Genomic DNA, 15,096 nt, shown 5'->3' on the forward strand with positions numbered 1-15,096 from the left:
CAGTAATAGTTTGTTTACAAAACTGTTGAGCAAATTTTCCTGATCAACAAAAGTTCTGCTGATAGTTGTTCTTTTGTCCCTTTTATAGTATAAAATGCGCGAATAAATTGCCTGTAGTGTGTGGTGGTTTTTGAGAATGGCGATTTTATCAACAGATGATCCAAGATGGTTACAAGCGCAACGCTACTGGGAACTGCTATCTGTTTTAGTACAACGGAACCTTAAAGTCCGCTATCGAGGTTCCTTCTTAGGAGTGTATTGGTCTTTATTAAACCCGTTAATTATGACTGGTTTATACACTGCTATTTTTGGTGCAACTTTTGCATCGTACTATGGTAATTCCATATTGAACTATGTACTAGCAGCTTTTACAGGACTCATAGTTATTAATTTCTTCTCAGCATCCACCTCCCAAGCCTTGAGTAGTGTTGTTGGGAATGGCGCACTTCTAAATAAAATTCGGCTGCCAGTCAGCATATTTCCAGTATCAATGATTACTGCCAATGTGTTTCAGTTTGCAGTTGGAGCCTTTCCTTTATTAGCACTCATCACCTTAATTAATTCCAAGAATTTATTTAATGTAGTGGCGCTGTTATTTCCCTTTGTATCGCTAGTTTTGGTTTGTACTGGAGTTGGCTTTTTAGTAAGTGCATTATATGTATTTTTTCGTGACTTACCTTATTTTTATGAATTAGTGGTGTTCGTTATTTGGGTCAGCAGTCCAGTATTTTATCCAGCTGCTATTGTTCCTAAACAGGTCAAGCCGTTTCTAAGCTTAAATCCTTTAGCACCAATTATTGAAAGTCTGCGGCAGATTTCAATATCAGGTAACATGCCAGATTTAACTTTAATTTGGGGTGCTATGCTTAGTGGCATAATTATTTTGGCATTAGGATGGGTTGGCTTCCAAATGCTACGTAATCAATTTATGGATTTGTTATAGATGGAAGTAATTCGTCTAGACCAAGTTTCGCTGTTGCGACGTACACAAGAAGAGTTTTCTTATGATCTCAAGAAAACTCTATTATCTGTTTTAGAAGGCAAATATCGTCAGCCAACTAAAAAATTGGTACTAGACACAATCGATTTGGTGGTTGACAAAGGAGAAAAAATAGGTATTATCGGAGCGAATGGTTCTGGTAAGTCAACCATGCTAAAAGTAATTTGTGGAATTTTGCAACCTACCAATGGTACTGTTAGGGTGCGTGGAAAAATTGCACCCTTAATTGAATTAGGCGCAGGATTTGATCCAGAAATTTCTGTAATGGACAATATCAGTCTTTACGGAGTACTACTGGGTTTTTCTAGAGCCGAAATGAAAGAGCGAACTAGTTCAATTTTAGAATTTGCAGAATTACAAGACTATGCCTTGGTTCCGGTGAAAGCTTTATCGTCAGGTATGGTGGCTAGATTAGGCTTTGCCATTGCAACAGATATACAGCCAGATATTCTGATTCTTGATGAAGTATTATCTGTTGGCGATGAAAGTTTTAAAAATAAGTGTAAAAAAAGAATAGATAGATTTTGGGATAATAATACTACCATTCTAGTAGTTTCACATGATTTGCACTTTATCAAAGAGTCTTGCAAGATGGCAATTTGGTTAGATAAAGGAGTTATACAAAGTCAAGGGCAAGCACAAGAAGTAGTAAAATCATACTTAGAAAAAGTTAATTCCCAATAAAATGTAAAATATTTAATTTTAGAAACAAAATAATAATGAAAATAGTTCATGTCAATACATACGATATTCAAGGTGGAGCGGCCAGAGGTGCGTACAGACTACATCAAGGTTTACGTCGATTAGGTCAAGATTCTTTAATGCTTGTCAAGCATAAAAATTCCACAGATCCAACAGTTCATTCTATTCCTAATTTAAACATTAATAATATTAATGAATACCAATTTGAAGCGATTCAAAATTCTTATATAAATAGAAATAGAACTACTGTATCTAATACATTATTCTCATTTCCCTATCCTGGAATTGATATATCTAAGCATCAAGAAATCTTAAATGCAGATATAATTAATTTGCATTGGATTGCTTATTTTCAATCTTCTTTAACGCTGAAAAAAGTATTTTCACTTAGTAAGCCAGTAGTTTGGAAGTTTCCTGATATGTGGCCTTTTACAGGTGGATGCCATTATTCAGCAGGATGCGACAAATATAAGAAAGATTGTGTAAAATGTCCTCAATTAACTGATGATACTTATAATTTACCAGCTATTCTGTTAAAAGATAAACTAGAACTTTGGTCTGATTCTAATATAACCATTGTTACCCCTAGTCATTGGATGGCAGAAAATATAAAGCAGAGTACCTTATTTAAAAATAATCGAATTGAAGTCATACCAAATTCTTTAGATACTAATGCTTTTTTTCCTTTATCAAAAGCTGAAGCAAAAAACATTATAGGCGTTAATCAAAATGATTTTATTATTCTTTTCGGCGCACACACTTGTTACGAAAAGAGAAAAGGATTTGCTGAATTATTAACTGCACTTCATCACTGCCTAGATAATGATTATTTTTATAAGTTAGTGTCAGAAAATAAAATTAAACTAGTATGTTTTGGCTATCCTCCAGCAGAGGCTATGGAATCAATTCCTATTCCTTTATTAACAGTTGGTTTTACGGATTCAGATCAAAAATTGCAAGAAGTTTACTCTGCTGCTGATATATTTATACAGCCAGCATTAGAAGAAAATTTTGGATTTACTACAATAGAATCTATGAGTTGTAGTACACCCGTAATAGGTTTTGATGTTGGAGTTGTTCCTGATGTCGTTAAAGATGGTATCACAGGCAAAATAATACCTGTAGGAGACACACATAAAATGGCTGAAGCAATTATTGAATGTGTCTTATCTCCTCAACATTGTAAGCTTATGGGAGAGAATAGCCGCAAGCTTGTTGAGGAAGAGTATCCACTCACAGTACAGGCAAAAAGATATATAGAATTGTACGAGGATTTAGTTAATTCTCATAACAAATTATTATTGCAGGTTGCTGATAAAACTATTAATAAATCGTCAGATAAAACAAATACGAAAGTAAATGCAAATCAGGAATTAGCTACAATTCCATTAGATATTGAGCTTGGTAATAACTTAAACTTAATTTTTGATAAATTGGCACTAAAAGCACTTTTAGCAGAATGTAACCATCAAAAACAGTCTATTCAGGAACTACGTAATAATCTCCATAACTCACAGTCTCAACTAGAAAAAACACAAGCCGAATTACATCAAACACACGCAGAATTACATCAAATACACACAGAATTACATCAAACACAAGCAGAATTATATCAGGTCAAAATAGATATTACAGCAATGGAGTCTAGTAAATTCTGGAAGCTAAGGCAAATTTGGTTTCAATTAAAGGCACACTTAAAATTATTCCACAATGGCAGTTTTTGATTTCATAAAATAAAAATAATTATGACAAGTATTAAAATTTCAATTATCACAGTCTGTAAGAATGCAGATAAATATATAGAAAAGTCTATTAAATCTGTAGCTTGTCAGACTTACAAAGATATTGAATATATAATCATTGATGGGGATTCTCAGGATAGAACCAAAGAAATAGTTCTGCAAAATTCCGATTGTATTAGCAAGTTTGTTAGTGAACCAGATAGCGGAATTTATGCAGCCATGAATAAAGGTATAAAACTTGCTTCTGGAGATTTTATATACTTTCTGGGCGCGGATGACTATTTAATAGATGAAAATGTCATAAGTGATGTGGCTGAGGCTATTAAAAATCACCCACATTGTGAATTTATATATGGCAATATTCAAGTTAGAACCGAAGTTAATAATTCAATACAAGTACACAAACCGCCACACCCAGAGTATATTCTAGAAGAACTGATATGCGGTTGCTTACCCCATCAAGCTAGTTTTACCAAATCTCATTTATTTCATCAGGTAGGATTATTTAATGAATCTTACAAATCTGCTTCAGACTATGAGTGGTTTTTAAGATTGGCACAACAAGAAGATATTAATAAAGTTTATTACGATAGAATAATTGCTTCTTATTACAGTGGAGGTCAATCAAGTCAATTAGAAATTGCATTGCAAGAAATGTTTACTATCCAAGATAAAGCTCCTATATATCAAACAGAATATTGGTTAAAAGCAAGAATTGCTAAATATCAAAATATTATTCTCAATCCCCAAGGATATTGGGGATTATTTCGTATAGAAGAAAAAGCTCAAGTTTCAGAACATCAAGATAATCTATTCCCTAACCAGTTACAAACAGCTTTAGCAGAGATTGAAGCTATGAAAACTAGTAAATTTTGGAAGCTGAGATCAGCTTGGTTTAAAGTTAAGGAAATTATAAATTTAAAATAATCAAAGTAGAAAAATCATAAATTCTGGTATGTACTATGTCTAAACAAGTCAATAATAGTTCACTCGACAATTTAATACCTCCAGAAATAAGTGAAGACGAATTATATAAAGCTATTCAGAAATTAGCTAGTGAAGCTAATATTAAAACAGTTCTTGAAATAGGTTCGTCTTCAGGAGGAGGTAGCACCGCAGCTTTTGTACAAGGAATCAATAATAATCCTCATCAACCTACACTTTACTGTATGGAAGTTTCCAAAAATAGATTTGGCGAACTTCAAAAGCGATATGCAGATAATTCATTTGTGAAATGTTATAACGTATCGTCGATTGATGTGGGCAAATTTCCTGATAAAAATGAAGTTATTAATTTTTATTATCAAAAAGAAACAGATTTAAAAAAATATCCATTAGAACAGGTTTTGTTATGGTTAGAACAGGACATAGAATATGTCAAAAGTTCTGGCGTATCAGGTGATGGGATCAAAAAAATTAAAAAAGAAAATAATATTGATTACTTTGATATTGTTTTAATTGATGGCTCAGAGTTTACAGGTAGTATTGAGTTAGATGAAGTGTATGGCGCTAATTTCATCATTTTAGATGATATTAATACTTTTAAAAATTTTGATAGCCATCAAAGATTATTAATAGATCCAAACTATACATTAGTTCATCAAAATATTTATTTGAGAAATGGCTACTCAATATTTAAGAAAAAAGGATTGCAATTTACATATCCTGATTTACCTATCCATTTCTTTACAATTGTTCTCAACGGTCAACCATTCATCCGTTACCATATTGAAATCTTTAAACAACTGCCATTTAAATGGCATTGGCATATTGTTGAAGGTGTAGCCAAGCTACAACATGATACTGCCTGGAGTTTAGAATTAGGTGGAAAAATTATTGACTCAATTCATGAACATGGACTAAGCAACGATGGTACAAAAGAGTATTTAGATAATATATCAAAAGAATATCCAGAAAACATTACTATTTATCGTAAACCTCAAGGCATGTTCTGGGATGGTAAACGAGAAATGGTTAATGCTCCCCTTGAGAATATTCAAGAGGAATGTTTATTATGGCAAGTAGATGTTGATGAATTATGGACTCTGGAGCAAATATTTACAGCCAGAAATATGTTCATTAAACATCCAGAAAAAACAGCAGCATTTTACTGGTGTTGGTATTTTGTAGCTGAAAAAATTGTAGTTAGCAGTCGCAATTGCTATAGTCAAAATCCTCAACAAGAATGGCTAAGAACCTGGAGATATAAGCCTGGATATGTCTGGGCTGCTCACGAACCTCCGAGACTAGTTGGAGATTTAAAACAGCATCAACAACAAGATATCGCTAAAATTAATCCTTTTTTGCATGAAGAAACAGAAAAACATGGGTTAATATTTCATCATTATGCTTACGCTACACCTCAACAATTAAAGTTTAAAGAAATATATTACGGCTATAAAAATGCTGAATCCCAGTGGATAGCCTTGCAAGAACAAAAGCAATTTCCATTGTTTCTGCGAGATTATTTTCCTTGGGTGAAGGATGAAACAATGGTAGATATTGCTGAATCATGCTGTGTAGTACCAATTGCTCAAAAAGAACCTGCAAGTGATACTTGGTGTTTTCTGTCACCAGAAGAGGTGCAGAAATCAGCAGCAAAAATTGAAAAGATATATCCGAAAATAGTGGTTGATGGTGTATTTTTTCAGATGTTCAATACAGGTATTGCTAGAGTATGGCGATCGCTACTTGAAGAATGGGTAAAAAGTGGTTTCAGCAAGCATATTATTGTCCTTGATAGAGTAGGAACAGCTCCCAAAATACGTGGTATTCGCTATCGATTAACTCCAGAATATAGATATACGGAAACAGGTGCTGATAGTGAAAGACTACAAAAAATATGTGAACAAGAAGGTGCTGATTTATTTATTTCAACATATTACACAACACCGATATCTATTCCATCCATATTCATGGGATATGACATGATTCCAGAGGTGCTTGGCTATGGCAACATGAATGATTCTGGATGGAGAGAAAAACATTATGGGATTCTACACGCTAGTAAATATATAACAATTTCTCAAAATACAGCCAGTGATTTAGTGAAATTTTATCCTGAAATTTCACCAGATTCAATCACTGTAGCTTATTGTGGGTTAGATAAAAATTTTCATCCTGCAACTTCTGAAGAAATTAAGCAATTCCAGACAAAACATAATATCAATAAGCCTTACTTCATAGTTGTAGGTGAAAGGCTTGGTCTGAATAATTATAAAAATAGCATCCATTTTTTCAAAGCATTTTCTCTACTACCAAATTCTAGTGATTTAGCTATAGTTTGCATTGGTGGTCGTCCAGAGCTAGAGCCAGAATTGACTGCTTTAGTTCCAGGAAGCTCTACTCATATACTTCATCTGAATGATACTGATTTAAAAATAGCTTATTCTGGAGCGATCGCTCTAGTATATCCATCTTTGTATGAAGGATTTGGACTGCCAATTTTAGAGGCTATGGCTTGTGGATGTCCAGTAATTACTTGTCATAATTCTTCTATTCCTGAAGTCGCTGGGGAAGCAGCACTTTATGTTAATGAATATTATGTAGATGAACTTGTAAGTGGATTATCGAAAATTCAAAATCCTGAAATCAGAAACCAATTAATTGCTGCTGGTTTACAGCAAGCTCAGAAATTCTCTTGGTCAAAAATGGCAGAAATAGTAGCAGAAGTTCTCATACAAACTGCAAAAACAGCTAAATCTGAAAATACTATACCTGTGGCTCAAGTATGGGCAGAATTACGTAAGATACAAGACGAATTACAAAAAATTAAATTTTATTCAGGCAACTTACAATTAACTAGACAAGCTCCAGCACAGCTAAGAAATTTCTTAGAATTGATATCTGCTATGGAAAGCAGTAAGTTTTGGAAACTCAGAACTGCTTGGTTTAAATTCAAAAAATCAATTGGCTTACCAGTCGATACATTTGAGCCAAATATAGACCCCAATCAGGATATTGAGATTCAAATTGAACAGGCCAAGGTTACAATTGCAGCAATGCAAAGTAGTAAGTTTTGGAAGTTAAGAGCTGCTTGGTTCAAGTTTAAGAAAGCAGTTGGTTTACCAACTGATAATGAATAACCCATAGTATGTCAGTATCACCACGAATTGCGATAGATTTAACTCCTCTATTACCTGATGGAAAAAATGGAGGAGCCAAGATATTAGTATTAACTCTCTTGAAGAAAATTCAGCAACTAGTTCCCAATTACGAGTTTTTATTACTAACTGCACCTTGGAATCATCAAGAATTGGCAGAATATGAAACGGAAAATACTCAGCGAATTTTGCTTACTGAATTAGTTTCAGATAGTAGTTCCAAACTCAATATTCAAAAAATAAAAGATTTATGCAAAAGAATTAAATTTAAATTAGCGAGATTAACTTATTTAAGAAATTTCCTGGCTAGTCACAAAATTGATTTATTATTCTGCCCTTTTTCTGCTCCTAGATTTGCCGAGAATGGCATCCCAGTGGTAGCAATTGTTTATGATACGCAACATCTTGATTATCCAGAGTTTTTTGAACTTAGAGAACAACAACTCCGCACTAATTTTCTCAAAAACCTTCTTCAGAAATCTCAGAAAGTTATCTGTATATCCGAATTTTGTCGCCAGTCGTTGATTAAACATTTTCAAGCATCTGCCGAGCAGCTTACCGTTATTCCTGTTTCAATTCAAGATCGTTGGCATGGACTAAGTGAAGAATTAGTTAATCAATATTTGTTGGAATTAGGATTAGTAAATCGCTGTTATGCTTTCTACCCAGCAAATTACTGGCCGCATAAAAATCATCGGTTACTTTTAGAAGCTTACAAAATTTTTAAACTAAAATTTGCTAATTTTCCTTTAGATTTAGTTTTTACAGGAGATTTAAAACAAGAAGAAAACCAACTCCGTCAAGAAGTTACATCAGCTAATCTCGACGATTGCGTCCATTTTTTAGGTTTCCTAGATGAAAAACATTTAGAAGCAGTTTGGCGTGGCTGTAAATGCTTAGTTTTTCCATCTCTTTATGAAGGTTTTGGTATTCCAGTCTTAGAAGCAATGTATTTTGGTAAACCCATTTTATGCAGTAGCGCAGGTAGCTTACCAGAAGTTGGAGGAGATGCCGTTCTCTATTTTAATCCAAATAATCCGGAAGATTTAGTAAACTGTTTACTCAGAATTAGTTATGATGCTGATTTGGTTGATGAACTAGTTTGTAAAGGAAAGGAAAGACTTAAACTATTTGATGGACAAGAAATGGCAGAAAAATATATTGATATATTTAAAGATGCTGCATCTAAAAAGTTGTTTCCTTCATCTTAATTGCTATACTTTTACAAGTATAGGAATCCGATTTGATTTCCGAATCTAGTTGTGTAGGCAGGGAGTAGGGAATGGGGAGTAGGGAGTAGGAAAAAAGCCTGACCTGGGTGTACTGGTTTTTTTCATAAATCAAATATGAGTCCTATATAATCATTTTTTAAGTCAAATCATCTAAAGCTAAAAGTTTCACTTATTTCAAAATATGAGTTTAAAATTTAGTGTAATCACACCTTCCTTTCGTCAAGGTCGTTTCATAGAAAGAACTATACAAAGTGTCTTATCCCAAGGCATAGAAGATATTGATTATATAGTTTGCGATGGAGGAAGTGATGATGAAACCGTAGAAATTTTGAAAAAATATCACCCTAAAATACGCTGGGTATCAGAAGCAGATAAAGGACAATCTGATGCTGTCAATAAGGGAATATCAATGACATCAGGTGATATTATTGCCTGGATTAACTCTGATGATATTTACTATCCAGAAACATTCAATACAGTTAGGAAAATATTTGAATCACAGGCTGAAATAGAAGTTATTTATGGTGATGCTGATTGGATTGATGAACTAGATCAGATTATTTATCCCTATCCCACAGAAAATTGGAATTATAAACGCTTAATAGAAACTTGTTATATTTGTCAGCCAGCAGTATTTTTTAGACGTAGTTTAATTGAGAGATTTGGTAGTTTAGATTCATCTCTAGACTATTGCATGGATTATGAGCTATGGCTTCGTTATGGAAAATCTGTTGATTTTTATCATTTACCACAAAAATTTGCTGGTTCTCGGATGTATAAAACTAATAAAACTATTGGTAATAAATTACAAGCACATTATGAAGTTGTGCAAATGCTCAAACAAAAGTTTGGGAAGGTACCAGATAATTGGATGATGTCTTATGCTTTTGTAAAAGCTGAAGATATGACAAAACTCAATAAATTTGATGACAAGGAAGTTAAAAAATTGATATGGATTAGCTTCATGGAAATTGTTAAATTGAAAAAAGGAGTTTCACCTAAAATCATAATTAAAGTACTATTTTGGTATTTTTTCCCAGGCTTATCATGGTTTAGAAGATTAAGGCTACTAGAAGGGCAACAATAATATAGCAAAATTATTTGCTTGGAAAATAACTAACTGTAAGAGAAACTTTCAAGGCTTATAGAACAATTATTTGATGAATATAGCAAATAGTTCTTCATCTAATCATTTAATTATTAACTTATCTATACTTTTAGATAAACCAACAGGTATAAGTAATTATGCCCAAAATATTTTTTCCTATTTAAAATCTCTTAATCCTACTTTATTAACATCCAATAATATTGCTGGATTTAATTGCTATCCAGTTCCAAATAATCTTACACCTACTCATGGTACAAGAGGACATTTTCATCGTTTAATATGGACTCAATTTCAGCTACAAAAGATTTATCAAAAGCTGCAATCACAAATTTTATTTTCGCCTCTACCGGAAGCACCTCTATATAGTAACTGTCGTTTTGTCGTGATGTCTCACGATTTAATACCATTGCGCTTTCCTAAACGCTTTTCGCCACTAACACCATATCATCGTTATTATGTTCCGCAAGTTTTGAAGCAAGCACAGCATATTGTATGTAATTCTCAAGCTACGGCTGATGATATTGTTAGTTTTTACCAAATTCCAGCTAATAAAATTACGCCTATTCCCTTAGCGCACGATCGCAACCACTTTCGTCATCTAAATTTACCAACTTGCAATTACTTTCTCTACATTGGTAGGCAAGACCCTTATAAAAATTTACAACGCTTGATTAGTGCTTTTGCTGCACTCGCTCAAGAATATGAATTATGGTTAGCCGGGCCGACAGATAAACGCTATACTCCAATTCTACAAATGCAAGCGGAAGAATTGGGAATTTCTCACCGAGTGAAATTCCTCAGTTATGTGGATTATCAAGAACTACCAATCATTATTAATGGTGCGATCGCACTTGTGTTTCCTAGTCTGTGGGAAGGCTTTGGTTTCCCTGTTCTAGAAGCAATGGCTTGTGGTACACCAGTCATCACCTCGAATCTTTCTTCTTTACCTGAAGTGGCTGGAGATGCAGCAATTTTAGTGAATCCCTACAATATTGCAGAAATTACTGAAGCGATGCAATTGATGGCGACAAATTCAGAATTGCGATCGCATCTTTCGACTCAAGGTATCGCCAGAGCAAATTTATTTAGTTGGGAAAACACAGGAAAAGCTACTGCTGAAGTTTTAGCACGTTATGTGTAAATCGTATTCACACTTATGATCATGCTTTCAAACTGGGTTTTTCACTACTAACTAAAGCGGCTCGAATATATTCCCTTTTTTCTAAATATTTAATAACTTTAGTAATACTTTCTGCAATACTTTCTTGCTGAGTATTACAAACAATTTCTGGATTTACAGGTTCTTCATAGGGGCTATCAATTCCTGTAAATTCCGGGATTTTTCCAGCTCTAGCTAAAGCATATAATCCTTTGACATCCCTTTGTTCACAAGCCTCTAAAGATGCTTGGACATAAACCTCAATAAAATGATCATTCATCTGCCGGACTTGCTCGCGGCTGTCTCTAAAAGGACTAATTGCTGCAACAATAGCAACAACTTGATTACGACTCAACAAACTAGCAACAAATCCGATACGACAGACATTTGTATCTCGGTCTTGTTTACTAAACCCTAAACCCTGAGATAGATGAGTCCGCACTACATCCCCATCTAGAATTTCAACACGGGAACCTCTTGCTTTTAACTCCAATGCAACACCTTGTGAAATTGTGGTTTTGCCAGCACCAGAAAGTCCAGTAAACCACAAAGTGAATCCTAAATTTTCCATTATTATGCCTAAATAGATATCCAAAAAGTCGGGACTAAAACAGCAAAAACTGTGAATAATATCCAAATTGCAGAAGTATATAAACCTGCTTCCTTAAGGCGTAAATTGTATCTTAAAACAATTAGTTTGCCAAGATAATAGTTCAGAAGTATGGCTGTTGAGGATTAACTATGTTTTACAGATTTCTGGAGGCATTATCCTAAAATTATTCATGGTGCGATCGCACTTGTGTTTCCTAGTCTGTGGGAATGTTTTGGTTTCCCTGTTCTAGAAGCAATGGCTTGCACTACACCAGTCATTACCTCGAACCTTTCTTCTTTACCTGGCGTGGCTAGGAATACAGCAATTGTCATGAATCCCCATAACATTACAGAAATTACTGAGGCAAAGTCTGAAGTCGGAAATTTTATTCTTGAACAACTTCCACTAATTCTTCAATCATCACATCAAAAGTCCTGGCTAACTTTTGAATGGCGGTAAAATCTACAGTTGCTAGTCCTGGCGATCGCGCGTAAGTTCTGAGAGTGCTGTAAACTACACCAGAACGGTCTGAGACTTCTTTCAGCGTCCAGCCTTTCTCCGCAGCAAACTCTCGAATCTTGAGGCGAATCATTCCCATAAGTTAGTTGACAATTGACTGGTATAAGTCTTTTAATAATTATACTCTATAAAAAGACCGCCTTCCGGCCTGCAAAACTGAAAGGCGATCGCATTGTTTACAAAAAGCATACCGTAAACACCGATAGGGTTCATTCTACCGAAGTTACAGATATTTTCATGGTATCATCACTCAAGCCCAGGACACTTGTCATCCGTGCATCAAAAATTGTTCATAAATCGTTATGTATTAATTCATTAGCAAGATTTGTAACAGAAGAAGCAATTTGTTTGATGTTTCGCATTGGCTTTGGTGATATACATACAATCGAATGCTGGCGGTATGTAGTTTACATCCATGCAAAGGGTGTGAGTAGGTTTGTGAGTTATGCGGATTTTCCACCGATTTTGGGCGTAGAACCACCGACACCTGCTGAGTTTGTTAAATGGCGTAGGCGGTGGCGTAAACAACATGACTATGCTTACAGAAAGCAAGCGCCTGAATGGTGGACAGAATTTTTTATCAATGAGTTTTGGCAAGCTATTTCTGAACAGAACTTGCAAAGTTGGGGTGAGTTAATTGCTGTAATTAAATTTGCCTTTACAGAAGAAACTTTGCAGGAACTTAGAAAGAGTTATCGCTTAGAAAAATCTTTATTAAGCTGATACTGTCATTAGTCATTGGTCATTAGTCCTTTGTAAATACAAATAACTAATGACTAAGTGACTATTTGATATTCGTGGGATTTGATCTGTTTAACAGCTATTCAGCAGTTTTATTTGCTGCACGATGAGCGCGTGCTTCGGCTGAAGTCATAACTTCATCGAGATTTTCGAGAATTTCGCCAGGGAAATTTTCTAAAATTCTTGTAGAAATTGCAACTCTACCTTTGCCTTCATCCAAGTCAATAATCACAGCTTTTATTGTTTGACCGACTTGAAAAACTTTTTCGAGAGATTCAATAAACTTTTGGCTGACTTGCTTAATATGTAGCAAGGCACTCATTCCATTTAAATCAACAAACACTCCGAATGGTTTAATGCCAGTTATCTTACCTTCAACTAGCTGACCAATTTCTAACAAACTGAAATTACTCGAACGAGTTGCTAAACGTTGAGAAAGAATAAGTTTTTTATTGTTGCGGTCTACTTCCAAAAAGCCAGCCGTTAACGTTTTACCTTTAAGTGCTTCTAGGTTATCACGTTCGGTTAAATGCGATCGCGGAATAAACCCGCGCAAAGATTGAAAATCAACGGTGACACCACCTTTATTCACACCTGTTACCCGGACTTCTACCGTCTGGGAGTTTTCTTGCATTTGTACGACTTTTTCCCAGATATGTTGAATTTCCAACTGTCGGCGAGAAAGAGTTACTTGACCTTCGGCATCTTGTTCTCGGATAATCAAAAACTCTAATTCTTCATGTAAAGGCAGTACCTCCGATAAATCGGTAACAGCTCTCAAAGAAGCCTCATCGCGGGGAATATAAGCCGACGACTTGCCACCAATATCAACATAAGCACCATCCGGGTCAAGCTGGAACACTTTACCGTGAACCACCTGTCCTTTTTGAAACTGGTAGTCGTGTTTTTCTAGTGCTTGGGCAAAATCGTCCATTGTAAACGACGAATTGGCTTTTTGAGAAAGTTTCGATTCGGAATTCATGACTAATGAAAATTAATTGTTATTTAGCTAAGACCACTGAATTTTGAGATGAGTCATTGGTGATTTGTCCTTGGTCATTGGTAATTACCAAGGACAAATGACGTTCAGTTCAATTGACTAAACAATTGTTGTACCTCAATCCAAGCATCAGCAGCAGCTGTTGGATTATAACTGGCACGACGATCGCAAAAAAATCCGTGATCAGCTCCATCGTAGCGGAAGACACGATGAGGAATTTTGTATTTTTCTAACTCTGCTTCAATTTCTTCAGTTTGTGCCTTGGGAATGCTGGCATCTTCCATCCCAAAAAAGGCGTAGAGTGTGCCAGGAATTTCTGGAGTCCTTGTCAAAGTAGCTTCTCCGCCTCCCGGTATACTGTTAGTAATCCTCGCACCGTAAAAAGATGCAGTAGCTTTGATATCTGGGAGAGTAGCAGCTAGGTAGGCTACATGACCACCAAAACAAAAGCCAATACAACCAATGGCGTTTTGTTTGACTTGGGGCAGAGTTTTGAGATAATCAATGGCTGATTGAATATCGCTGAGTAATTGTGATGCTGTGGCTTGCTCCCAAGCGTATTTTCTGCCAACTTCAATATCTTGTGGAGTGTAACCCGTTTCAAAACCAGGAGCAAACCGATCAAACAGTGCAGGTGCGATCGCCACATACCCTAACTTGGCAATTCGCTCAGTCACATCTCGAATATGGCTATTAACACCAAAAATTTCTTGTAAAACCACAATTCCGGGATAAGTACCGGGTTCTTGTGGTTGCGCCAGGTAAGCCGAAATTTGCAAATTATTTTGTGAAAGCTTCACCCATGAAGTGCTGATTGCTGGTTCTGACATAGCTATTTCTCCGAATGCTCTACAATTATTGGATTTAACTATGCCAGTATGTTTAAGCTATTCCTAGCAATTAATCAACTGCTAAAAGGTTATTGTAAAAATAAAATTTTCGTAGGGTGTGTTAGGCGCAGATTGTGAGTTAATTCATCATAAAAACTAGGGTGTGTCATCAATTAGATAAACTGGAATCAAAACTGTTGAAGAAAACATAAATAACAGAAAAAGGATGACACGCCGATACGCTCTTGCGTGATAACCAGTGGGAGAGAATCAAAAACCTGTTGCCAGGGAGAGAGGGCTATGTGGGAGTCACAGCTAAAGATAATCGATTGTTTGTAGAAGCAGTGTTGTATCGTTACAGAGCAGGT

General features: G+C 35.2%; 13 protein-coding genes and 2 pseudogenes. 11 read left to right on the forward strand and 4 right to left on the reverse strand.

The genetic code is table 11. The features are described from left to right. Positions 1-136 precede the first annotated feature (136 nt). The 8 genes from H6G74_RS28880 to H6G74_RS28915 all read left to right on the forward strand — a co-directional run bounded on the left by H6G74_RS28880 (position 137) and on the right by H6G74_RS28915 (position 11,028). A complete protein-coding gene (locus tag H6G74_RS28880) occupies positions 137-943 on the forward strand; it encodes an ABC transporter permease (RefSeq protein ID WP_190971005.1) in 807 nt (268 codons plus the stop codon). Continuing rightward, positions 944-1,684, forward strand: coding sequence for an ABC transporter ATP-binding protein (locus H6G74_RS28885; RefSeq protein WP_190971006.1), 741 nt, complete (start codon positions 944-946; stop codon positions 1,682-1,684). It begins immediately after the preceding gene. A gap of 35 nt (positions 1,685-1,719) precedes the next feature. Further along, a complete protein-coding gene (locus H6G74_RS28890; RefSeq protein ID WP_190971007.1) occupies positions 1,720-3,426 on the forward strand; it encodes a glycosyltransferase family 4 protein in 1,707 nt (568 codons plus the stop codon). Positions 3,427-3,447: 21 nt separating this feature from the next. After that, positions 3,448-4,371 carry a glycosyltransferase family 2 protein gene (locus H6G74_RS28895; protein WP_190971008.1) on the forward strand — a complete coding sequence of 308 codons (924 nt, stop codon included), beginning with the start codon at positions 3,448-3,450 and terminating at the stop codon, positions 4,369-4,371. Between the two features lie 35 nt (positions 4,372-4,406). Then, entirely contained in the window at positions 4,407-7,529 is a 3,123-nt protein-coding gene (locus H6G74_RS28900) for a glycosyltransferase family 4 protein (RefSeq protein ID WP_190971009.1), read from the forward strand. A gap of 8 nt (positions 7,530-7,537) precedes the next feature. Next, the gene (locus H6G74_RS28905) at positions 7,538-8,758 is read left to right on the forward strand and encodes a glycosyltransferase family 4 protein (RefSeq protein ID WP_190971010.1); all 1,221 of its coding nucleotides are present in this window, start codon (positions 7,538-7,540) and stop codon (positions 8,756-8,758) included. A 202-nt stretch (positions 8,759-8,960) separates the two neighbouring features. Further along, positions 8,961-9,866, forward strand: coding sequence for a glycosyltransferase family 2 protein (locus tag H6G74_RS28910; protein WP_190971011.1), 906 nt, complete (start codon positions 8,961-8,963; stop codon positions 9,864-9,866). Positions 9,867-9,939: 73 nt separating this feature from the next. After that, on the forward strand, positions 9,940-11,028 hold the full coding sequence (locus H6G74_RS28915) for a glycosyltransferase family 4 protein (RefSeq protein WP_190971012.1): 1,089 nt from the start codon (positions 9,940-9,942) through the stop codon (positions 11,026-11,028). Between the two features lie 19 nt (positions 11,029-11,047). Here the strand turns inward: H6G74_RS28915 and cysC are convergent, their stop codons facing one another. Continuing rightward, the gene (cysC, locus tag H6G74_RS28920; RefSeq protein ID WP_190971013.1) at positions 11,048-11,617 is read right to left on the reverse strand and encodes an adenylyl-sulfate kinase; all 570 of its coding nucleotides are present in this window, start codon (positions 11,615-11,617) and stop codon (positions 11,048-11,050) included. 198 nt (positions 11,618-11,815) lie between these two features. Here cysC and H6G74_RS28925 point away from each other — a divergent pair. Continuing rightward, a pseudogene (locus H6G74_RS28925) lies at positions 11,816-12,097 on the forward strand (glycosyltransferase); the annotation flags it as partial. Here H6G74_RS28925 and H6G74_RS28930 read toward each other — a convergent pair. Further along, positions 12,024-12,236, reverse strand: a complete 213-nt coding sequence (locus tag H6G74_RS28930; protein ID WP_062293164.1) for a helix-turn-helix domain-containing protein — start codon at positions 12,234-12,236, stop codon at positions 12,024-12,026. The pseudogene H6G74_RS28925 and the gene H6G74_RS28930 overlap by 74 nt on opposite strands. Before the next feature lie 158 nt (positions 12,237-12,394). Between H6G74_RS28930 and H6G74_RS28935 the strand changes: the two genes are divergently transcribed. Then, positions 12,395-12,880: a hypothetical protein gene (locus tag H6G74_RS28935; RefSeq protein ID WP_190971018.1), complete on the forward strand. Its 486-nt coding sequence runs from the start codon at positions 12,395-12,397 to the stop codon at positions 12,878-12,880. Positions 12,881-12,977: 97 nt separating this feature from the next. Here the strand turns inward: H6G74_RS28935 and H6G74_RS28940 are convergent, their stop codons facing one another. After that, complete coding sequence (locus H6G74_RS28940) at positions 12,978-13,880, reverse strand: S1 RNA-binding domain-containing protein (RefSeq protein ID WP_190971014.1); 903 nt, start codon at positions 13,878-13,880, stop codon at positions 12,978-12,980. A 104-nt stretch (positions 13,881-13,984) separates the two neighbouring features. Next, positions 13,985-14,728 carry a dienelactone hydrolase family protein gene (locus H6G74_RS28945; RefSeq protein ID WP_190971015.1) on the reverse strand — a complete coding sequence of 248 codons (744 nt, stop codon included), beginning with the start codon at positions 14,726-14,728 and terminating at the stop codon, positions 13,985-13,987. 226 nt (positions 14,729-14,954) lie between these two features. Here H6G74_RS28945 and H6G74_RS28950 point away from each other — a divergent pair. Next, positions 14,955-15,096 (forward strand): annotated as a pseudogene (locus tag H6G74_RS28950) (transposase); the annotation flags it as partial.

This window comes from Nostoc spongiaeforme FACHB-130 (assembly GCF_014698475.1).
GTDB classification, from domain to species: Bacteria; Cyanobacteriota; Cyanobacteriia; order Cyanobacteriales; family Nostocaceae; genus Nostoc_B; species Nostoc_B spongiaeforme.